The organism is Pseudothauera hydrothermalis, from assembly GCF_003345255.1.
Lineage (GTDB): Bacteria > Pseudomonadota > Gammaproteobacteria > Burkholderiales > Rhodocyclaceae > Pseudothauera > Pseudothauera hydrothermalis.
This window is the reverse complement of sequence record NZ_CP029331.1, coordinates 2,387,838-2,409,357: the sequence shown is the minus strand read 5'-3', so window position 1 is coordinate 2,409,357 and position 21,520 is coordinate 2,387,838. Positions and strand designations below refer to the sequence as shown.

Here is a 21,520-nt window from a genome sequence, read left to right as displayed (position 1 = left end):
GGGTCGGGACGGTTTAGGTTGATGCGTAAAAAGGCCGCCGCGCGGCTGGCGGACGGCCAGTATCCGGAACTATAGAACTTAGTTTCGCGATGTGCAACATCGTTTCGTCTGTTGCAATAATACGGATGAAGCCCGACTGGCCTAGGGGTCGTCGTGCCGTGCGCAGGCGCGGTTGTCGCCCGGCGGGCATGGATGGGTGTGGCGGCAGCGCCGCTCGCCTGGCGTGATACAGCAGGCGCGCGGGGCAGGGCATGGAGGAAAAAAATCGGCCGGGAGATGAGGGAGGGAGGGAGAGTGTCTCCCGGCCGATCGGGAAAGCGGATGGCCGGTCGCGGCCTCATTGCTGAGTGGCCCGCTGGCGATCTTCGTCTCGAGCAAAGACCACCTGACCGTTACGTACTTCGCCCATCGAGATGTCCCGGGTATCGGTGATCGTCTCGTGGTTGGTGCGGGAAAACGGGCGATGATACCTCATGATGACGCCGTGGACCGGGGTGCGCAGGTCTTCGAGCGCCTCACGGATGCGGTCGCCGTCGGTGCTGCCCGCCTGCTCGATGGCGGCAGCCAGCAGCAAGGCCGAATCATACCCCTGCGCGGCCGCCGGTGGCACCGGAATGCGCTCCGTTCCCGTTTTCTCCTTCCATGCGGCGAGAAAGCTCGCGCGCCGTTCGGTGGTGGGTTCCTGGATGAAGGTCTGCGGCATGCGCGCGCCTTCTGCATTGGGGCCGGCGTTGTCGATGAAATTGGACATGGCCAGCGTCCAACTGCCGATCAGTGGCACTTTCCAGCCCATGCGCGCCATGCCGTTGGCAATCTGCGCAAGCTCGGGGCCGATGCCGTAAGTGAGCACCGCCTGCGCGCCGGCCGCGCGCGCACGGCGCAGCGGGGTGAGCATATCGGCCTGGCGCAACTGGAAGCGCTCGACCGCCACCGGATGAAGGCCGCGTGCGAGCAGGGCTTGCTCGAGATCCTCCCGGCCGAGCTGGCCATAGTTGGTGGCGTCATGAAAAATCGCCACGCGCCGCAGACCCTGACGCTCGACTGCTTCTTCCACGATCATCGCCGCCTGCAGGGTGTCGTTGGCCGACACCCGAAACACGAAGTTTTCCGGATGTTGCGGCGGCAGAAATTGCTTGGTGATCAGCGAACCGGTGGCCACCGAGGTGATCACCGGAATGCGTGCCTGCTGGTAAAAACGCTGACTGGCCAGTGCCACTCCGGTGTTGACGATGCCCAGACCCGCCACCACCCCCTCCTTGATGAGTTCCTGCACCACTTGAGCGCCGCGTTCGTTGCGCGCCTCGTCGTCGCGCTCGATGAGTTCGAGCGGGCGGCCGAGCACGCCGCCGCGGGCATTGATTTCGGCCACGGCGATGCGGATGCCTTCGCGCATCGACAGACCCATCGGGCTGGAGCCACCGGTAAAGGGCCCGGTCACGGCGACACGCACCGGTTCGGCTGCCACTGCCTGCGCCGACACCCACAGCCAAGCCGCCAGCAGTGCGCAGGCATGGCGCAGCAGTCGAAGCGAAACGGTGGGGGCCATGGTCAAAGACTGTAAGTTGGACAGCCCCCGCGTTGAATTGGCGAAAACCCCAAGCGCCCGCCGGATCGAGACACGCGATAAGGGAAACACCGAATTTTGGCAGGTGCGTCGGCGCAGCAAAAATGACACTGTGAACACTGCCCGCGCCGCCCGCTGCCTGAGCGCATTGTGTGCGCATCGCAAACCGCAACCCATCCGAAACGCTATGTCCGATTCCGCTCAAAGCGGTCAATTTGCGCTCGCCCGCTGGTACTGGGCCGCCCCGTATGCGGCGGTGGTGGTGTTTGCGCTGGCCATGCTGGCCTTGGTTGGGTTGCTGCAAGCGCGTGAGGGGGCTGCGCAGCGCAGCGCGGTGGCGCGCGACGTGCAATGGGCCGAGCAAACGCTACGGCTGCATATGCAGGGGACCGAGGAATTCCTTGCGCAGCTTGCCCGCGATCTGGCCGCCGGGGCGCTCGATCCGGACGCTTTTCAGTTGCGTGCCAACCAGCATATCGCCAACAACAGCGAACTGGTGAACGTGGTGTGGGTGGACGCGGACGAAGTGGTGCGCTGGTCGGCGCCTTTTGATACCACCGAATGGCTGGCCGGCGATGTTCTGGTTGTGCCCCAGCGTACGCCTTTCGAGCGCGCGCGCGACCTGGGCGGGCCGAGCTATGGCTTGCCGTATATCAATCCACGCAGCAATGCGGTCATCGAGGTCTTTGTACCGGTGCGCCGCGGCCGTGAATTCCTGGGGGCGGTCGCCGCGGTGTATTCCATCGAGCGCATGGCGCGCGACATGTTCCCGGACTGGTTTGCCGAGAAATACCGGCTGGCGCTGATCAGCCCGCAGGGTGAAACGCTGGCGGTCAGTTCGGCGGTCAGCACCCTAGACGAAGGGGTGTTCTACGAAATTCCGCTCGATCCGCCGGGCGGCGGCCTGCGTTTGCGGGCCACCGCCTTGCGCGCCGCCGGTCAGCTGCCGCAAAGCTTACCGACCTTGGTCATCGTCGGCTTGTCGGTGCTGGTCTTGTGGAGCCTGTGGCTGCTGCGTGGGCATGTGCTGCGCCGGGTGCAGGTCGAGCGCGAGCGCGACCGTCTGTTCAACCTGTCGCTCGATATGCTGTGCGTGGTCGGCCTGGATGGCTGTTTTCGACGCTGCAATCCGGCCTTCGAGCGGGTGCTCGGCTATCCGCCCGAGGCGCTTGCCGGCCGCGCGCTGCTTGAACTGGTGCATGCCGAAGACGCTGCGATTACGCTGGATCACTTACGCCTGCTCGAAGGCGGCGAGGCAGTGAGCTTTGAAAACCGCTGCCGTTGCAAGGACGGGCGCTACAAATGGCTGGTGTGGAACATCAACCCGGTGCGCGAGGAAAAGCTGGTCTATGCGGTGGCGCACGACATCACCGGGCGCAAGGCCACCGAGGAGGCGCTGCGCGCCGAGTCCGCCTTTCGCAAGGCGATGGAAGAATCGGTCATTACCGGGCTGCGCGCCATCGATCTGTCCGGGCGCATCATTTATGTGAATTCGGCGTTTTGCCGAATGGTGGGTTTTTCGCAAGATGAACTGGTCGGCGCCGAGCCCCCGTTTCCGTACTGGCCGGCCGAAGATGTTGACACCTGCCAGCGCAACCTGGCCTTGACGCTGGCCGGGCAGGCGCCGGCCAGTGGCTTCGAGATGCGCATCCGGCGCAAAAACGGCGAACGCCTGGATGCGCGCTTTTATCTCTCGCCATTGATCGATTTGACCGGCAAGCAGACCGGCTGGATGGCCTCGGTGACTGATATCACCGAGCCGAAACGGGTGCGCGCTGCCTTGGAAGCAGCACACGAACGTTTCGAAGCGGTGCTCGACGGCCTGGATGCGGCGGTGTTCGTGGCCGATGCGCGCACCGACGAAATTCTTTTTGCCAATCGCGCGTTCAAGAACATTCACGGCTTCGATGCGGTTGGGCGCACGGTACGGGGCGTAGCGGTGCCGCAACCCGAGCGCGGCGACTATCGGGTGGACCCGCGCGGCCTGGCCTTGGTCGATCTGCCGCGCGAGCTGTTCGATGGCGAATTGCAGCACCCGCTCTCCGGGCGCTGGTACCATGTGCGCGAGCAAGCCACCCGCTGGGTCGATGGGCGGGTGGTACGTATGGGCATTGCCACCGATATCACCGACCGCAAACAGACCGCGGAAATCTCGCGCCAGCAGGAAGAACGCCTGCAACGCACCGGCCGCTTGATCACCTTGGGCGAGATGGCCTCCACGCTGGCGCATGAACTCAACCAGCCGTTGTCGGCGATTGCCAATTACTGCATGGGTTGTGTGACCCGCATGCAGTCGGGCAACTGGAAGCAGGAAGAACTGCTGGCGGCGATGCAAAAGGCCAGCTTCCAGGCCGAGCGCGCCGGCAAGATCATTCGCCGGGTGCGGGAATTCGTGAAGAAGAGCGAACCGCGGCGCAGCGCAGTGCCCATCGGCGAGGTGCTCGACGACGCCATCGGCTTTGCCGAGATCGATGCCCGGCGCATGGGAGTGAAGGTGATCGAGGAGGTGCCCGAGGATTTGCCTGCAGTGTATGCGGACCGCATCATGATCGAGCAGGTGGTGCTCAACCTGATCAAAAACGCGCTGGATGCCATGCAGGGCAATCCGCCCGAAGACCGGTTGTTGCGGGTGCGCGCCAGAGCGCTCGGGCCGTTGAGCGTGGAGGTGGCGGTCATCGACCGCGGGTACGGCATCGGCGAGGAGGCGCGTAAGCGCCTGTTCACCCCGTTTTACACCACCAAGGCCGAAGGCATGGGCATGGGGTTGAACATCTGCCGCTCTATCATCGAGTTTCACGATGGCCGGCTGATGGTTGAATCCAATCCGGAAGGCGGTACCATCTTCTCCTTCACATTGCCCACGGAGGCTGCCAGTGTGCGCCTTGTCCGCCGAGCCTGACCAGATCATCTACGTTGTCGATGACGACGAAGCTTTGCGCGACTCCCTCGTCTGGTTGTTGGAATCCAATGGTTACCGGGTGAGCGCCTATGAGTCGGCCGAAGCCTTTCTGAGCGGCTACAGCGCGCAGTGGATCGGCTGTTTGGTGCTGGATGTGCGCATGCCGGGCATGAGCGGGTTGGAACTGTTCGAGGAACTCGGCCGCAGGCGCTGTACCTTGCCGGTAATCTTCATCACTGGCCATGGCGACGTACCGATGGCGGTGTCTGCGCTCAAAAAAGGCGCGGTGGATTTCATCGAAAAACCTTTTTCCGATCGCGACATGCTCGGGCTGATCGAACAGTGCTTGACCACGGAGCGCGAACAACGCGCCAAGCGCCGTCAAGAGGCCGACACCGCGCGCCGCTTGGCGCAACTGACCCAGCGCGAGCGCGAAGTGCTGGATCTGATCGTCGTCGGCAAGCTCAACAAGCAGATTGCCGATGTGCTGGGCATCAGCATCAAGACCGTCGAAGTGCATCGCGCCCGGGTCATGGAAAAAATGGGCGTCCATTCGCTGGCTGAGCTGGTTCAGCACGTGGTCAGCGCAGAGCCGGCCTCGCCGCGCTGAGCGTGCCTGCCGTCCGCTCGGCAGCCCTCGGGGGAGCCGGGGCGCGCGCGGCCATTACGAGGCGCGCCTGTTGTGGTGTAATCGGCGGCAATGACCTCGATCAATGCTTTCCTTCTGCTCGGCGGCCTGCTGCTATTCATCAGCGTGCTAGCCAGCACGCTGTCCGCACGGCTTGGCTTGCCCTTGCTGTTGCTGTTCCTGTTCGTTGGCATGCTGGCCGGCGAAGAAGGCGTCGGCCGCATTGCCTTTCATGATTTTTCCACCGCCATGCTGGTCGGTCAGCTTGCTTTGGCGGTCATTCTGCTCGACGGCGGGCTGCGAACCCGCATCGAAACCTTCCGGGTGGCGTTATGGCCGGCCGCGGTGCTGGCCACCTGGGGGGTGATCGGCACCGCTTTGCTGCTGGGGCTCTTTGCCACCTGGCTTTTAGATGTGCATTGGAGCCTGGCCTTGCTGCTGGCGGCCATCGTCGGCTCCACCGATGCGGCGGCGGTGTTTTCGCTGTTGCGCAACAGCGGCGTGCGGCTCAACGACCGGGTCAAGGCCACGCTGGAAATCGAGTCCGGCGCCAACGATCCGATGGCCATTCTGCTGGTCACCGTCATGGTGGAAGTGTTGCTGCAGCCCGAAGCGGCCAGCGCAGGGCGTTTTTTGCTGCTGCTGGTCATGCAAATGGGCCTGGGGGCGCTTGCCGGGGTGCTCGGCGGCTGGGTGTTGGCGCGGCTGCTCGCCCGCCTGCGGCTGGCCGAAGGGCTGTATGCGCTGCTCATCGTCTCCGGCGGTCTGATGATTTTTTCGGCCACCAACGCCATCGACGGCAGCGGATTTTTGGCCATCTACCTGGCGGGCCTGATCGTCGGCAACAGGCGCTGCCACGCCACCGAACATGTGCTGCGGGTGATGGACGGTCTGGCCTGGCTGGCGCAAGCCGGTATGTTCCTGATCCTCGGCCTGCTGGTGACCCCTTCCCACCTGCTGGACAACGCCGGCCATGCGTTGGCGATGGCACTCTTTTTGATGCTGGTCGCCCGTCCGCTGGCGGTATGGTTGGGTCTGCTGCCTTTTCATTTTGCCCGCAATGAGGTGGCCTATATCTCCTGGGTGGGTCTGCGCGGTGCGGTACCGATTGTGCTGGCCATCTACCCGGTGATGATGGGGGTGCCCAATTCCATTTTGCTGTTCGACGTGGCCTTTGCGGTGGTGTTGGTGTCGCTGCTGGTGCAGGGGGCGACGGTGCCGATGGCCGCCCGGTTGTTTGGCGTGGTGGTGCCGCCGCGCGACGAGCCGGTGGATCGCTTAGAGGTTTGGGTGGGCGAAACCGCCGCGCTGGAACTGCTGGAGTACCGTGTCGCCGCCGGTTCCCGTGCGGAAGGTCGACAGCCGGATGAGCTGCTCAAAGAAGAAGGCGGCGATGCGGTGCGCTGTGTGGCGGTGGTCAAGCAGGGCAAGTTGGTGGGCCATATCGCGGGTGTCCGTTTGGCGCCGGGGGATTCGGTATGGTTGGCCGCGCCCGATGAGTTGGCCGAGCGCCTGGCCAAAGCCTTCGCCGCTGGCGGCGCGGGCAATGAACTGACGCCGCACGCCGGATTCTTTGGCGAATTCGTGGTCGATCCGCACTGCCCGGCGGGCGAGCTGGCCGCGGCCTACGGGTTTGAGTTGCGCGAAGAGGAAGCCGGGTTGCCGTTGGCGGTCATGTTCCGCCAGCGCCTGGCGCGTCCGCCGGTGGTGGGCGACAAGATCAGCCTGGGGGCGTTCCTGCTCACGGTCAAAGAGATGGATCACGGCGGGCGCATCACCCAGATGGGCCTCAAGTGCCCAGCCCCGCAGCGGCTGTTCTGATGCGCAAGCAGGTTTTGCCATAGGTCAGGAAGGCAAATGGCGGGGCGTTGACTTCGATCAAGCCGGCAAAGCTGACCGACCGGTAAGTTCAGTCGCTTTGATTGCGCTGATCGGGAGAGTCCGTCCATGGGAGCACCTTTGCCCGCGCCGGCTGCCAGCCGGCTGTTTCTCTCGGGTAACGAAGCGGTCGCGCGTGCGGTGTGGGAGGCTGGCTGCAAGGTGGCCGCCGCCTATCCGGGCACGCCATCGACCGAGATCCTGGAAGAACTCGCGCACTACCCCGATGTGTATGCCGAGTGGTCGGTCAACGAGAAAGTCTCGTTGGAAGTGGCCTTGGGTGCCTCGATGATGGGTGCGCGCGCTTTCTGCGCGATGAAGCACGTCGGCCTCAACGTGGCCTCCGATGCGCTCATGACCATGACCGTGACCGGCACCGCAGGCGGGCTGGTGATCGCGGTGGCCGACGATGTGGGCATGTCCTCGTCGCAAAACGAGCAAGATTCACGCTTCTGGGGCCGTTTTGCCCATTTGCCGGTGCTGGAGCCGGCCGACGCGCAGGAGGCTTACGCGATGACCCGCGTGGCCTTTGAGCTGGCCGAGCGCCACCGCTGCCCGGTGATTCTGCGTCTGACGACTCGCATCTGCCACGTCAAGGGCCGTGTCGAGGTCGGCGAGCGGGTCGCCGTGGAGCCGGCCGGCTTCACCAAGGATCCGCGCCGCTGGGTGATGGTGCCGGGCAACGCCAAGCCGCGCCTGCCGCTGATGTTCGAACGCGAGGCGGCGCTGGCGGCCGAAGCCGAAACCTCCGAGCTCAACCCGCTGTTCGACGGCAGTGACCTTTCCGTGGGCTTCGTCGCCTCCGGCCCGGCCTTCATGCATGTGCGCGAAGCCTTCCCGGATGCGCCAGTGCTCAAGCTCGGCCTGTCCTGTCCGCTGCCGGTGCATAAAATCCGTGCGTTTGCCGCACGGGTGCAGCACCTGGTGGTGGTGGAGGAGACCGAGCCGCTGGTCGAATCCGAACTCAAGGCCGCCGGCATTGCCTGCCATGGCAAAGACATCCTGCCGCGTCTGGGCGAGCTTGCTCCCGATGTGCTGCGCCCGGCGGTGGCCCGCCTGTTTGGCGGCGCGGCCCCGGCTCCGGCGCATGTGCCGGCGCAGCAGGTCTTCCCGCGTCCGCCGACCATGTGCGTGGCCTGTCCGCATCTGGGGGTCTATTACACCCTGTCGCAGATGCGCAACCTCATCATCTCCGGCGACATCGGCTGCTACACCCTGGGCGCCGGCCATCCGTGGAACGCGTTGGATACCTGTATTTCCATGGGGGCCTCGATGGGCATGGCACTGGGCATGGACAAGGGCAGGGGGGCGGCCGACGCCAACAAGAAAGTGGTGGCGGTGATCGGCGATTCCACCTTTCTGCACATGGGCATGCAGGGCCTGCTCGACATCACCTACAACCGCGGCAACGTCACCGTTCTGTTGCTCGACAACCGCGCGGTGGGCATGACCGGCGGCCAGGACAACCCCGCAACCGGCCGCGGCATCCGTGGTGAACCAGCGCCACGGGTAGATTTTGCCATGCTGTGCGAGGCGCTCGGGGTGGCGCGCGAGCGTATCCGCGTGGTCGATCCTTATCAGTTGCCGGTCTTGTTCAAAGCGTTACGCGAGGAGACCAAGATCGAGGAACCGTCGGTCATCATCACCAACCGCCCCTGTGTGCTGATTGACCACTACCAGCCTGCCAAGCCTTATCGGGTGCTGGAGGAACGTTGCACCGGCTGCGGCAATTGTGTGGATGTGGGCTGTCCGGCCATCCACGTCATCCGGCGTGAAACCGAGGTGAAACCCTCGGGCAAAGAGGTGGCGCTGTCTTTCGTGCGCATCGAAACCGCAGCTTGCACCGGTTGCGGCCTGTGTGTGCAGCCCTGTGCGCCGGAGGCCATTGTCTGCGCCGAAGCGCCGCAACCGGTGCAGTTTCTGCGCAAGCAATAAAGTGGGGCACGACGATGGCACGCCACAAAACGACCAATATCCTAGTCTGCGGCATCGGCGGGCAGGGTGTGATGACCGCCACCGAGATCCTTGCCGAAGCTGCGCTATCGCTCGGTTTCGATGTCAAAAAAACCGAGGTGGCCGGCATGAGCCAGCGCGGCGGGGTGGTGACGTCGCATCTACGCTTTGGCGAGCGGGTGTTGTCACCGCAGATCGTGCCGGGCGAAGCGGACCTGCTGGTCGGCTTCGAGGCGGCCGAAACGCTGCGCTGGGCGCACATGCTGCGCCCCGGCGCGGTGGCGCTGATGAATGTCGGCCGCCTGGTGCCGCCGGTGGTCAACATCGGTCTGTTCGACTACCCGGACGATCCGGTGGCCGAGATGCGCGCCCTGGGACTGACGGTGCATGCCTTCGATGCCAGCGCGCTGGCGCTGAAACTGGGCGACATCCGCCTGGGCAACACCGTGATGCTGGGCGCGATGGCCGATCGCCTGCCTTTTCCCGCAGAAGTGCTGCGCCAGGCGGTGCTGGCGCGCTTTGCCAGCCGCAAGCCGCAATGGGTGGCGGTCAACCGGGAGGCGTTTGAACTGGGACGGCGCGCGGTGGCCGAGGCAGCGCTGGCAGGATCGACCGCGAGCTGGTGAGCGCGCCGACGGTGGCGACGGCCTGCCGCGGTTGGTGCCCGGTTCGCACAAGCGTCTGATGCTGCGATAAAATCCGGTGCTTTTCCAAAAGGCCATTTCCATGACGGCACGCATCATCGACGGCAAGGCCCTGGCAGAACAGGTGCGCAGCCAGATTGCCCAGCGCGCTGCGGCGCTTGCGGCCCGCGGCGAGCAACCCTGTCTGGCTGTGCTGCTGGTTGGCGCGGACCCTGCCTCCACGGTTTATGTGCGCAATAAAGTGACCGGCTGCGAAAAGGCTGGCATCCGCTCGCTGCGCTTTGACTTTCCCGCCAACGTCGCGCCGGAGGTGGTGATGGCCAAGCTGGCCGAGCTCAACGCCGATCCGACGGTGCACGGCATCCTGGTGCAATTGCCGCTGCCGCCACAGTTCAATGAATCCGAGGTGCTGGAAGCGATCAGCGTGGACAAAGACGTGGACGGCTTCCACGCCGAAAACGTCGGCCGCCTGTCGCAGAGCCGGGAAGCCTTCATCCCCTGCACCCCCCACGGCGTGATGAAAATGCTGGAGTCGGCCGGGGTGCCGTTGGTCGGTGCGGAAGCGGTGGTGATCGGCCGCTCCAACATCGTCGGCAAGCCAATGGCGATGCTGCTCACCAACGCCGGCGCCACGGTCACTGTCTGCCACTCCAAGACCCGCGATCTGGCCTTCCACACCCGCCGGGCGGACATCCTGGTGGCCGCGGTGGGCAAGCCGCGCTTGGTTACCGGCGACATGATCAAGCCGGGCGCGGTGGTCATCGACGTGGGCATCAATCGTCTCACCGACGGGCCGGATGCCGGCAAGCTGTGCGGCGACGTGGATTTCGACTCGGTGCTGCCGGTAGCCGGCGCCATCACCCCGGTGCCGGGCGGGGTGGGGCCGATGACCATCACCATGCTGCTGGAGAACACCGTAATTTCCGCCGAGCGTGCCGCGCGCCGCAAGGGACTTTGAAATGAGTGCAACTCCGATCGTTGGCATCATCATGGGCTCCAACTCCGACTGGCCCACGATGAAGGCGGCCGCCCTGGTGCTGGAAGAATTCGGCGTGCCCTTCGAGGCGCGCGTGGTTTCCGCCCACCGCACCCCCGATCTGATGTTCGCGTATGCCGAGTCCGCGCGTGATCGCGGCCTCAAGGCCATCATCGCCGGTGCCGGTGGCGCGGCCCACCTGCCGGGCATGGTCGCTGCCAAAACCACCGTGCCGGTGCTGGGCGTGCCGGTACAATCCAAGGCGCTTTCCGGTCAGGATTCGCTGCTTTCCATCGTGCAGATGCCCAAGGGTATCCCGGTCGCCACCTTTGCCATTGGCGAGGCGGGGGCGGCCAATGCCGGCCTGTTTGCGGTGGCGCTGCTCGCCAACAATGATGCGGCGCTGGCGGATAAGCTCCAAGCGTTTCGCACCCGTCAGACCCAGGCGGTGCTGGACATGACCCTGGATTGATGAACACGCGATGATCCTGCCTCCCGCCACCCTCGGTATGCTCGGCGGCGGCCAGCTTGGCCGCTTCTTCGTTTCCGCTGCCCGCGAGATGGGCTACAAGGTCTGGGTGCTCGATCCAGACCCGCACAGCCCGGCCGGCCAGATTGCCGAGCGCCACCTGCAGGCGGCCTACGACGATTACACGGCGCTCGGTGAGTTGGCGCAAGGCTGCGCGGCGATCACCACCGAGTTCGAGAACGTCCCGGCGGATGCGCTCGATTATCTGGCCAAGTTCGTCACCGTACGCCCATCGGCCGCGGCCGTTGCGGTGTGCCAGAACCGCATCGCCGAAAAAACCTTCCTGCGCGACAGCGGCCTGCCGCACGGCGCCTTCGCGCCGGTGTACTCGGAAGACGATATCCGTAACGCCAATGCCGGCCTCTTCCCCGGCATCCTCAAGGTCGCGCGCTTTGGTTACGACGGCAAGGGGCAGGCGGTGGTGAACGACCGCGAGGCCGCGCTCGCCGCCTTCCGCGCCTTCAAGGGCGAGACCTGCATCCTCGAACAGAAGCTCAACCTCGACTACGAAGTGTCGGTAGTGCTCGCGCGCGACGAGAATGGTGTCGTCAAATGCTTTCCGACCGCCGAGAACAGCCACCGCAAGGGCATCCTCGACGTTTCCATCGTGCCGGCGCGCGGCTCGGCCTGCCTGCGCGACGATGCCGCCGAGTATGCCGAGCGGATTGCCGAAAAGCTCGGCTACATCGGCACCCTCGGGGTCGAATTCTTCGTCAGCCGTGGCCAACTTTATGTGAACGAGATGGCACCGCGTCCGCACAACAGCGGCCACTACACGATCGATGCCTGCGTCACCAGCCAGTACGAGCAGCAGGTGCGTGCGCTGTGCGGCCTGCCGCTCGGCGATGCCCGGGCGCACTCGGCGGCGGTGATGGTGAATCTTCTCGGCGACCTCTGGTACGCGGGTGAGGGCTACCGCGAGCCGGATTGGTCGAAGCTTGCTGCCATCCCGAACCTGAAACTGCACTTCTACGGCAAGCACCGTGCGCGCCACGGCCGCAAGATGGCGCACTTCACGGTGATCGACAACGACCTCGAGCGTGCGTTGAAAACTGCGATGGATGCGCGTGCTGCCATCGGCATCAAGGATGAATGACATTGCCCGCGCCGTCGAATTGCTGAAGGCCGGCGAGCTGGTCGGCATTCCGACCGAGACGGTCTACGGCCTCGGCGCCGACGCCGCCAACCCGGCGGCCGTGGCGAAGATATTCACCGCCAAGGGCCGCCCGGCCGACCATCCGCTGATCGTGCACATCCCCGGCGCCAATCATCTGGAGTGCTGGGCCGTCGACATTCCCGATCTCGCCTATGAACTGGCCGAAGACTTCTGGCCCGGCCCGCTGACGCTGATCCTCAAACGCGCCCCCGGCGTGCCGGATGCCGTGACCGGCGGCCAAGATACCGTCGGCCTGCGCGTGCCGGGGCATCCGGTGGCGCTCGAGCTGTTGCGCGAATTTGCGGCCACCGGCGGCAGTGGTGGCATCGCTGCGCCGTCGGCCAACCGCTTCGGCCGCATCAGCCCGACCACGGCCGATCATGTACGCGAGGAGTTGGGCGACGCCGTGTCCCTGGTGCTCGATGGCGGGCCATGCAGGGTCGGCATCGAATCGACCATCCTCGATCTTTCCACCGGCACGCCGGTGCTGCTGCGTCCCGGCCATATCACCCCGGCGGCGATCCAGGCTGCCTGCGGCGCACTGCCGGCCGCGCCCACCGCCGCCGCACCGCGTGCCTCCGGCACGCTGGAGGCGCATTATGCACCGGCAACGCCTATGCGCCGTGTCGAAGGCAGCCGTCTGCCCGAACTGCTCGATGCGATGCAGCACAGTGGCCGGCGTTGCGGGGTGCTTGCGCACAGCCAGCCGCCGCAGTCGGGGATGCCTCATGTGTGGAAAATGCTGCCGGCCGAGCCGGTCGCCTACGCGCACGACCTCTATGCGGCCCTGCGCGAACTCGACCACGCTGGGGTCGACCTGATCGTCGTCGAAGCGATACCCGATTCGCCGGCCTGGCAGGCGGTTGGCGACCGTCTGCGGCGTGCGCTGGCCGGCGCCGGCGCCTGATGCGCGGCTAAAGCGAGAACAAGCGGTCGATCTTGGCCGCGCAGATGAAATCGTTTTCAGAGAGGCCGCCGATCGCGTGCGTCCAATAGCGCACCCGGCAGTCCGCGTAGCCCACGGTGAGTTCGGGGTGGTGATCCTCGCGATGCGATATCCACGCCACCGCATTCACGAACGCCATCGTCTCGTGGTGGTTGCGAAAGCGAAAGGTTTTTTCGATTTTCGCATCGACGAGCACCCAGCCGTCGAGTTTGCCAGCAAGCTGTTGCGCGGCCTCGACGCTCAACGCCGGCACGCCCCCTTCGCATGGCACGCAGTGCCGGGTAGATAGATCGCAACGCTCTTCCATGATGCGCTCCTCGAATTGACACGCCTCTGGACTGGTATCCAGGCAGCAAGGTTCCCGCACAGCCTTGTCAAAGGATATGCATAAGCTCATAAACCTTTGGCACTCCTGTGACCTGGGAGAGAGGTCATGCGAGTACAGCACATCGGATACGGCGCTCGGGGGTTTTACCGGATAGCCGGTTTGGGGCGTCGTTGGGACATGACGCCCCAAGATGCCCAACGAAGACTGCAAATCCTGCATTTTCTCGACGAACACGGACTTGAAGCCCCCCTCGATGCCTTTGGCGTGTCGAGCCGCACGCTCTACCGCTGGAAGGCGACCCTCAAGGCCCAAGGCGGAAACCCTGCGGCGCTGGCGGCCCAGTCTAGCGCTCCCAAGCAGCGCAGAACGCCCCAAACCGATGCGCGCCTGGTGGCCGAGAACCGGCGGCTGCGCACCCTCTACCCCAAGCTGGTCAAAGCCAAGCTCGACGTGCTGCTTGCCCCGTGGTGCGTCCAGCACGGCATCACGCTTGCCAGCGTCTCCACCCTCGGCCGCATCATTGCCCGTGCGCCCGACAAGATGCGCCAGACACTGGCGCGCCTGAACAGCCTTGGCCAACGCAAACCCTTACGACGCAACCTCAAACCCAGAAAACCCCAAAATGCCAACTCCAGCCCCCTGGAAGTGTTGGCCAGCGACACCATCGAACGTATCCGCGACGGACTTCGTCGTTATATCGTCACCTTCATCGATCCCGTCTCCTACTTCGCTTTCGCTTGGGCTACCCCCTCAAAGCATGCCCGACACACCGCCCGCGCCCTGCAGTGGGACCTCACTGTGCTGCCCCAAACCCCCAAGACGCCCAAAATGAACGCCCACGCCGAGCGCTTCAACCGCACGATCCAGGAGTCTTTCGTCGACTATCACGAAGACCTGCTCTTCACCGATCTTGCCCTCTTCAACCAAAAACTCGCCGACTCGCTCGTCTTCTACGACACCCAACGCCCGCACCACTGTCTCGGCCAAAAATCCCCGCTATCCTTCCTCATCCAACATCAACCCGAGTGCCAAAGGTGCTGGACCCATACACCTGTTCAGGGCTATCGCATACGCAAATGTCGTAGACGCTGAGCAAAAGTCGTTCACAGTCAATGGATTATGACAGGGTCTTGTGGACCCTGGAGGAATCGGGGCTACTCTCGATTTTTGTCGGGAGTAGAGATGACACTGACGGAAGCCTTTGCGGGATTGCCGGATCCGCGCACCGGGCCGGCGAGACGATCTGATCGAGATGATCGTCATGGCGCTCTGTGCCGTGCTGTGCGGGGCGGACACCTGGGTGGATGTGGCCGAATGGGCCGAGGACAACGAAGACTGGCTCAAGAAGTATCTGGTGCTGGCGCATGGCACCCCCTCGCACGACACCTTTGGTCGGGTGTTTCGGATACTCGACGCCAAAGTGTTCGAAGCCTGTTTTCGGCAATGGATTGCCGGCATCGTGGGAGTGGTCGGCGGGGTGGTGGCGACTGACGGCAAGACGGCCTGCGGCTCGCAGGACGGACAGAACACGGCGCTGCATACGCTTTCTGCCTACGCCACGGCCTGTGGCCTGTGCCTGGGACAGGAAGGCACGCGCGGCAAGGGGAACGAGATACCCGCCATCCAGGCCCTGCTCGATACCCTTTACCTCAAAGGCTGCATCGTCACCATCGATGCCATCGGCTGCCAGACGGAAATCGCCCGGAAGATCGTCGAGCGGGGCGGCGAGTATCTGCTGGCGGTCAAAGACAACCAGAAGACCCTGGCCGATGCCCTGCGGGAGTTCTTCGCCGATGGAGTGGCGAACGGCTTCGGCAAGCTGCCGGTGAGCGCCTTCTCGACGCTCGAGAAGGATCATGGCCGGATCGAAACCCGCAAGGCCCTGTGGGTGACAAACCTCTCCTGGCTGGACAAGCCAATCCGGGAACATTGGCCCAAGCTCTCTGGGGTGGGGATGATCGAGCGCACGCGGGAAGTCAATGGCAAGACATCCACCGAGCGGGTGTTTTATCTCGGCAGCAAGGGCATTGCCGATGCCGAAACCTTCGCCAAAGCTGCGCGCAGCCATTGGGGAATTGAAAACAGCCTGCATTGGGTGCTCGACGTCACCTTCCGGGAGGATGAGTGCCGGGTGCGCAAGGGCCATGCCCCACAGAACTTCTCGGCGCTCCGCAAACTCGCTCTCGCCCTGCTGCGCACAGACCAAACCTACCCCAAGCGCAGCTTGCACTCCCGGCGCAAAACCGCTAATCGCCTCCCCAATTACCGCGCTTCACTACTCAAGCTCCTGCCCAGGGGGTAAATGCGATTGCCCTGTACACCTGTTTGACTTGCTGTGTCGATCCGCTATAATGCTCACTCTTTCGATGGCCAGGTAGCTCAGTTGGTAGAGCAGCGGACTGAAAATCCGCGTGTCGGCAGTTCGATTCTGCCCCTGGCCACCAATTCCAAAAGCCCGAACCCGTTTCGGGCTTTTTTACGCCTGCCCGCAACGCCAGTCCTGGCGGGCCTTCGCAGATTTGCCTTGCGAGCGGCACCCCTCGCGTCCGGGCGTTTTTCACCCATTCCGGCCTCTCTGCTCTCCATTTTTATCACCCTGCCTCGCGAGCGTGCGCGAGGCCACCCCACGCAACCATGCGGGTTTGCGGGCAGGGAGTTGTCGCGGGCAACTGGCAAGCGCGAGCGACCGAGACTTGGATGAACATAAAAAAACCGCCCGGAGGCGGTTGCTGGCACTGGGCTCGTCGCGCTCACGCTGGCGAAGCGAGCACACGCATCTGGTCGCTCCAGCCGTTGGGCCAGGTGCGGCGCATCACCTGCTCCAGCAAGATGTCGGGCGCAGCCACCAGCCGTTCGATGACCTCTGGGGCCAACAGGGTCAGCCGCACGACACGGCGCACCTGCGTTACGTCCATACCCTCGGCCTTGGCAATGTCGGCCACGGACGCTGCCCGCTCCTCGTCCAGCAGCCGCTGCCAATGGTGTGCCAGCCCGAGGGCCCGCATCAGTGCGCTGTCCTGTGCCGCCGCCTGAGCCGCACGATCCTGCTTGGCCTCTGCCAAGAATTCTTGCGGCGCGTCCAATGGCGTGATGACCCGCTTCTTCAATCCTCGCCTCACCAGCGTCCAGGGTACAAAAGTCTCTAGTCGCACGCCGCCGGCAGGTGTTGGAAGTTCATGGGTGACCGGGCGGCCTGTCTGCTTGCCGTAGTGCTTTTTACTGGTCATTTCGCCTCCTACCGGAATCGTTCAAGCATCTGACGCTGCTCTGGCCAGAGCGCAGGGATGTCGTTTCGCATCAGCCACAGCAGGGTCAGCCTTCGAGGCTGGCAACCCCTCATGAGCTGTTCAACGATGTCGGGGGCCAACCGCGCCAGCCGCAGCAGTCGGCCCACCGTTGTCGGCATCAACCCTTCGGCCCGGGCGATCTCGACCACGCTCTTGAAGGTGCCGGAGTCGAGCAGGTCGTGCCAATGCATGGCCCGGGCAACGGCCTCGATGATCCGGACGTCGTGGGCGGACTCCCTCCCGTCGACCAGAAGTTTTCCCTTCTTCCGCTTGAATTGGAGAGGCACGAAAGTTTCCAGGGCGCTGTTCATCAGGCCTCGACCTCCACCAGTTCCGCGCCGATCTCTCTCGGAGCGAATTCGCCGATCAGCTTGTCCCAGCCCAATTCCCGCCACTTCACCTTGATGCCTTGCACTTCGCCGAGGTGGACGAGGTCAATCCGTTCGATCATCAGATTGGCGATGCGGTGGCGTTCGACCGGGAACAACTGATCCCACACGTCGTTGAGCCGTCCCATTGCCATTACCGTGGTGGCCTCGTCGACCTGTCCGCCGTTCTCCTGAATGTGGCGAACCACCGAGGCAATGGATTCCGGGCTGGTCAGCACCGTGCGGATTTGGGCGACCACCGCTGCCTCGATCTCCGGCGCAGGCAGGCGCTCGTAGCTCTTGCCCGGCGCGCCGAAGCGGCTTTCCGACTTGGACACGTAGTAGCGGTACTTGCGCCCGTTCTTGCGCGAGTAAGTCGGGTACATCCGCTCACCCGACGGGGCGTACAGCAGCCCACGCAGCAAGGCGTCGGTGCGCGACCGGATCTTGGTTTCCACCGAGCGGGTATGGCCGTCCTTGGCCAGCACCTCATGCACCTTGCCCCACAGCCCCGGATCGATGATCGCCGGGTGTGCGCCCGGGTACCAACTGCCCTTGTGCGGCAGCTCGCCAAGGTAGATGCGGTTGCGCAGCAGCTTGTGCAGGTATTTCTTGTCGATGCGGGTGCCCGCCCGGGTCTTGCCTTCCTGTGTGGTCCAGGCCTTGGTCGTGATGCCCTCGGCGGTCAGCCGTGCCGCGATCTGGGTGGGTGAGCCGATGGTGAGCATCTCCTCGAAGATGCGCCGCACCACCGCCGCCTCGGCCTCGTTGATAACCAGCTGGCGGTTCTCGACGTCGTAGCCCAGGGGCGGGACGCCGCCCATCCACATGCCTTTGCGCTTGGCCGCCGCGATCTTGTCGCGGATGCGCTCGCCGGTGACCTCGCGCTCGAACTGGGCGAAGGACAGCAGGACGTTGAGCATCAGCCGCCCCATCGAGGTGGTGGTGTTGAACTGCTGCGTGACGGACACGAAGGACACGTTGTGGCGCTCGAACACCTCGACCATCTTCGAGAAGTCGGCCAGGCTCCTCGTCAGGCGGTCGATCTTGTAGACGACCACGATGTCGATCTGCCCGCGCTGGATGTCGGCCATCAGGCGCTTGAGGGCCGGACGCTCGGTGTTGCCGCCGGAGAAGCCGGGATCGTCGTAGTCGTCCGCAACCGAAATCCAGCCCTCGGCGCGCTGGCTGGCGATGAAGGCGTGGCCCGCTTCCTTCTGGGCATCGATGGAGTTGAATTCCTGATCGAGGCGTTCGTCCGTGGATACCCGGCAATAGACCGCACAGCGCTTGCGGGCGCGGGTAGCGGCGATTTCGTTCATCGCGCACCTCCCTTGCCGAAGCCGAAGAACAGCGGCCCGCTCCAGTGCTGGCCGGTGATGTGCCGCGCCACGGCGGTCAAGCTCTTGAAGGTGTGGCCCTCGTACTCGAACAGACCTTCGGCGGTGACCGTCACCTTGTGCTCCCGCTCGCCCCATTCGCGCAGTAGCGCGGTGCCTGGCGCGAAGTTGAACTCGCGCGGCCTGGCGCGCAGCTTGATCTTCGAGTGCTTCGCGCCGATGGCCTCAAGGCGCTGGCGCGTGGCTGGGGCCAGGCCGCCAAAGGCTTCCTCCTGCAGCTTGTAGGCGATGCGGGACTCGACATGGGTGCGGTTTGGATGCTCCGGGCGGCGTTTAAAGTACCGGTCCCAGATCACCCAGAGCTCGGCCATTGGCATGTGCTGTTGATTTCCGCGCCGAATTGACCCGGGGTTTTCATCTGGAACTGACCCACGGTGTTGTACGCGCAGTGTAGCTACGCGGGTATAGGTAAGGTGGTTGTTTCGGGTGGTTGATCTCCTTTTGGTTTGGTTGCTCGAGTACGGCCCGGCTGCAGCCGGGCCGTACTCGTCTTGAAGCGCCATGACTCGTTCCCGGTCTCGACGATATGGCAATGGTGGGTCAGGCGGTCGAGCATGGCGGTGGTCATTTTGGCATCGCCGAAGACGTTGCCCCACTCGGCGAACGACAGATTCGTCGTGATCATCACGCTGGTGTGCTCGTAAAGCTTGGACAGCAGGTGAAACAACAAGGCGCCGCCGGTCTGGCTGAAAGGCAGATAGCCCAACTCGTCGAGGATGACCAGATCGACGTAAAGTAGCCGGTAAGCCAATTGCCCGGGTTTGCCGTTGGCCTTCTCCTGCTCCAGGGCATTGACCAGTTCCACGGTCGAGAAGAAGCGCACGCGCTTGCCCAGATGCCGGACAGCCTCGATGCCGATGGCGGTCGCCAGATGCGTCTTGCCGGTGCCCGGGCCGCCAATGAACACCACATTGTGGGCGGCATGGATGAAGTCGCCACCGTGGAGCCGCCGTACCAATGCCTCATCCACCTTCGATTGCGCGAAGTCGAAGCCTGGCAGATCACGGTGGGCCGGGAACCGGGCGGCGCTCATCTGGTAGGCAATTGACCGCACCTCCCGCTCGGCGGTTTCGGCTGCTAGCAGCTCCGACATCCACTGCTCGGGATCCAGGTCGCTATGACGTGCCTTGGCAACCAGTTCAGGCCAGCACTGCGCCATGCCGTGGAGTTTCAGGGCCTTGAGTCGGCCGATGAGCTCAATCGACATGGTTCACCTCCTGGCGTAGCTGGTCGTAGCGATCCACATCCGGCTTCGGTTCCTCCGCCAGCTTGAGCGCCGTCTCGATCCTGGCGGCTGCCGGGATTTCGGACTTCAGCCGCGCCAGCACGTTCATGACATGCTCGCCACTCGGGCGGCCCGACTCCAGTGCCAGTTCGACCGCCACCAGCACCGCTTCCAGCCCATGCTTGGGGATGGCGCCAAGCACGTCCGCCATGACCCGATCACCACCGGTCTGCTTGATCAGGATGCGCTGCAGGCGCAGCAAGGCTTCGGGCATCTCGGCAAACGGGGCGCCATTTCTGAGTGCGCCTGGCTTCCTGTCGATGATGCCGATATAGTGGGTAAAGTCATAGAAGGTCTGGTCGCGTTCGAAGCTGCGCACATGGCGCGCGACTTCCTTGCCGTCGGCCACCAGCCGCAACTCACCCGGGTAGATGCGTAGGCTCAGCACCGCATGGGCATGTTCGGCCGGTACGCTATAGCGGTTGCGCTGGAAATGGATCAGCGCCGTGCTGGTGACCCGCACCGGTTTCTCGACGTAGCCGTCGAACAGTTTGGGCGCCGGCAGCATTTGCAGCAGTTCGTCTTGCAGCAATTCGGCGATGGTCAGCGTCGGCCATTCCGGGTTGGCGGTATCCGCCCAGGCTTGCCGGCATTGCTCGCCGAGCCAGGCGTTGAGCTCATCAAGATCGCGCCAGCGACGCTCACTGGCCTGGTGCCAGATCTGCCGGCGCCGATCCTGGACGTTCTTCTCGACGCGGCCTTTCTCCCAACCCGCCGCCCGGTTGCAGAATTCCGGGTCGAACAGGTAGTGCCCGCACATGGCGTAGAAGCGCGGGTTGATGTCGCGTTCCTTGCCACGCCCGACCTTGTCAACCGCGGTCTTCATGTTGTCGTAGATGCCACGGCGCGGCACGCCGCCGAAGGCGGCAAAGGCCCGTGCGTGGGCATCAAACAGCATTTCGTGGCTTTGCCCGTAATAGGCGGTCAGCCAGAAGGCCCGGCTAGCGCACAGCTTGGTGTGGGCCACTTCAAGTTTCCGGCGCAGGCCACCAATGAAGGCATACTCGGTGCTCCAGTCGAACTGGAAGGCTTCGCCGAGCGCAAACGTCAATGGCACAAAGGCCGGCCCGGGTTTCCCGGCTTGCGCTTGCCGCCAACGCTTGATGTAGGCGCAGACTCGTCCATAGCCCCAGGGTAGCCCTGGGCCTGGATGGCTTTGAACATGGCCATCGCCGTGCGCCGATCCCGCTTCGGCCGATGGCTGTCGCTCTTGAGCCATTGCGCCAGTTGCTCCGCCCAGGGATCAACAACGCTCTTTGCTGCCCGTTTCTTGTATTGCGGCTCGACAACGTCTTTCTGTCGCAGCCAGTGCCGCAAGGTGTTCCTCGCCAGCCCGGTTCTCCGCGCTATCTCGCGCAGCGGTATGTGCTCGCGGAAATGCATCCGCCTAATCTTGGCCAACATGCCCACTTCGATCACTCCTTCTTTCCCCCGCCAAAAATCCGGCAGGGTAGCTAATCAAATGTGGGTCAGTTTTCGATGCAAATTACACCCTCAGATGGGTCAATTCGAGACGGCCGTCAACAGGTCGCCCGCGTGAAGGCGGTTTCCGTGACGAACAAGCAGCCGGAAACCCCCGCCATTGCTGGCGAGGGCGCGGCGGCGTCCTTTGCAGAAACAGAGAATAGGCGGGAACAGAGAACGGATTGCGGCCTGAAACCGGACCGCGCGGGGCAGCG

General features: G+C 64.1%; 18 protein-coding genes, 1 tRNA gene and 1 pseudogene. 12 read left to right on the top strand and 8 right to left on the bottom strand.

Going from position 1 to position 21,520, the window contains the following annotated elements; genetic code table 11:
* Nucleotides 1-337: 337 nt before the first annotated feature.
* Nucleotides 338-1,546, bottom strand: coding sequence for an ABC transporter substrate-binding protein (locus tag DIE29_RS11575; RefSeq protein WP_114649969.1), 1,209 nt, complete (start codon nt 1,544-1,546; stop codon nt 338-340).
* 205 nt (nt 1,547-1,751) lie between these two features.
* Between DIE29_RS11575 and DIE29_RS11570 the strand changes: the two genes are divergently transcribed.
* The 9 genes from DIE29_RS11570 (at nt 1,752) to DIE29_RS11530 (ending at nt 13,134) form a co-directional block, all read left to right on the top strand.
* Entirely contained in the window at nt 1,752-4,463 is a 2,712-nt protein-coding gene (locus tag DIE29_RS11570) for a PAS domain S-box protein (protein ID WP_114650321.1), read from the top strand.
* Nucleotides 4,447-5,073, top strand: a complete 627-nt coding sequence (locus tag DIE29_RS11565) for a response regulator transcription factor (RefSeq protein ID WP_418333308.1) — start codon at nt 4,447-4,449, stop codon at nt 5,071-5,073. The genes DIE29_RS11570 and DIE29_RS11565 overlap by 17 nt, the downstream gene beginning before the upstream one ends.
* A 90-nt stretch (nt 5,074-5,163) precedes the next feature.
* Nucleotides 5,164-6,912: a potassium/proton antiporter gene (locus DIE29_RS11560; RefSeq protein ID WP_114649967.1), complete on the top strand. Its 1,749-nt coding sequence runs from the start codon at nt 5,164-5,166 to the stop codon at nt 6,910-6,912.
* 126 nt (nt 6,913-7,038) lie between these two features.
* A complete protein-coding gene (locus DIE29_RS11555; protein ID WP_114649966.1) occupies nt 7,039-8,904 on the top strand; it encodes a thiamine pyrophosphate-dependent enzyme in 1,866 nt (621 codons plus the stop codon).
* 14 nt (nt 8,905-8,918) lie between these two features.
* Nucleotides 8,919-9,548: an indolepyruvate oxidoreductase subunit beta gene (locus DIE29_RS11550; RefSeq protein ID WP_108080644.1), complete on the top strand. Its 630-nt coding sequence runs from the start codon at nt 8,919-8,921 to the stop codon at nt 9,546-9,548.
* Nucleotides 9,549-9,648: 100 nt separating this feature from the next.
* Entirely contained in the window at nt 9,649-10,524 is an 876-nt protein-coding gene (folD, locus tag DIE29_RS11545) for a bifunctional methylenetetrahydrofolate dehydrogenase/methenyltetrahydrofolate cyclohydrolase FolD (RefSeq protein ID WP_108080643.1), read from the top strand.
* Between the two features lies 1 nt (nt 10,525).
* Complete coding sequence (purE, locus tag DIE29_RS11540; protein ID WP_114649965.1) at nt 10,526-11,014, top strand: 5-(carboxyamino)imidazole ribonucleotide mutase; 489 nt, start codon at nt 10,526-10,528, stop codon at nt 11,012-11,014.
* A gap of 10 nt (nt 11,015-11,024) precedes the next feature.
* Complete coding sequence (locus DIE29_RS11535) at nt 11,025-12,167, top strand: 5-(carboxyamino)imidazole ribonucleotide synthase (protein WP_114649964.1); 1,143 nt, start codon at nt 11,025-11,027, stop codon at nt 12,165-12,167.
* A complete protein-coding gene (locus DIE29_RS11530) occupies nt 12,160-13,134 on the top strand; it encodes an L-threonylcarbamoyladenylate synthase (RefSeq protein WP_237269448.1) in 975 nt (324 codons plus the stop codon). Before DIE29_RS11535 ends, DIE29_RS11530 begins: the two co-directional genes overlap by 8 nt.
* Before the next feature lie 7 nt (nt 13,135-13,141).
* On the opposite strand, the gene DIE29_RS11525 is transcribed toward DIE29_RS11530, so the two are convergent.
* Complete coding sequence (locus tag DIE29_RS11525; protein ID WP_114649963.1) at nt 13,142-13,480, bottom strand: 4a-hydroxytetrahydrobiopterin dehydratase; 339 nt, start codon at nt 13,478-13,480, stop codon at nt 13,142-13,144.
* A gap of 126 nt (nt 13,481-13,606) precedes the next feature.
* Between DIE29_RS11525 and DIE29_RS11520 the strand changes: the two genes are divergently transcribed.
* The 3 genes from DIE29_RS11520 (at nt 13,607) to DIE29_RS11510 (ending at nt 15,945) form a co-directional block, all read left to right on the top strand.
* Nucleotides 13,607-14,593, top strand: a complete 987-nt coding sequence (locus tag DIE29_RS11520) for an integrase core domain-containing protein (RefSeq protein WP_108080638.1) — start codon at nt 13,607-13,609, stop codon at nt 14,591-14,593.
* 160 nt (nt 14,594-14,753) lie between these two features.
* A complete protein-coding gene (locus DIE29_RS11515; protein WP_114649962.1) occupies nt 14,754-15,803 on the top strand; it encodes an ISAs1 family transposase in 1,050 nt (349 codons plus the stop codon).
* 66 nt (nt 15,804-15,869) lie between these two features.
* Nucleotides 15,870-15,945: transfer RNA gene (locus DIE29_RS11510), tRNA-Phe, on the top strand.
* A 306-nt stretch (nt 15,946-16,251) separates the two neighbouring features.
* Here DIE29_RS11510 and DIE29_RS11505 read toward each other — a convergent pair.
* The 6 genes and pseudogenes from DIE29_RS11505 to istA form a co-directional block, all read right to left on the bottom strand.
* The gene (locus tag DIE29_RS11505; RefSeq protein WP_108080636.1) at nt 16,252-16,728 is read right to left on the bottom strand and encodes a hypothetical protein; all 477 of its coding nucleotides are present in this window, start codon (nt 16,726-16,728) and stop codon (nt 16,252-16,254) included.
* An 8-nt stretch (nt 16,729-16,736) separates the two neighbouring features.
* A complete protein-coding gene (locus DIE29_RS11500) occupies nt 16,737-17,099 on the bottom strand; it encodes a site-specific recombinase resolvase (protein ID WP_174202314.1) in 363 nt (120 codons plus the stop codon).
* Nucleotides 17,099-18,478, bottom strand: a complete 1,380-nt coding sequence (locus tag DIE29_RS11495) for a recombinase family protein (RefSeq protein WP_108080635.1) — start codon at nt 18,476-18,478, stop codon at nt 17,099-17,101. Before DIE29_RS11495 ends, DIE29_RS11500 begins: the two co-directional genes overlap by 1 nt.
* Nucleotides 18,475-18,867, bottom strand: a complete 393-nt coding sequence (locus DIE29_RS11490; protein ID WP_237269447.1) for a DUF2924 domain-containing protein — start codon at nt 18,865-18,867, stop codon at nt 18,475-18,477. Before DIE29_RS11490 ends, DIE29_RS11495 begins: the two co-directional genes overlap by 4 nt.
* A gap of 83 nt (nt 18,868-18,950) precedes the next feature.
* A complete protein-coding gene (gene istB / locus DIE29_RS11485) occupies nt 18,951-19,763 on the bottom strand; it encodes an IS21-like element helper ATPase IstB (RefSeq protein WP_108080418.1) in 813 nt (270 codons plus the stop codon).
* Nucleotides 19,753-21,245: pseudogene (gene istA, locus DIE29_RS11480) on the bottom strand (IS21 family transposase). Before istA ends, istB begins: the two are co-directional and overlap by 11 nt.
* Between the last annotated feature and the right edge of the window lie 275 nt (nt 21,246-21,520).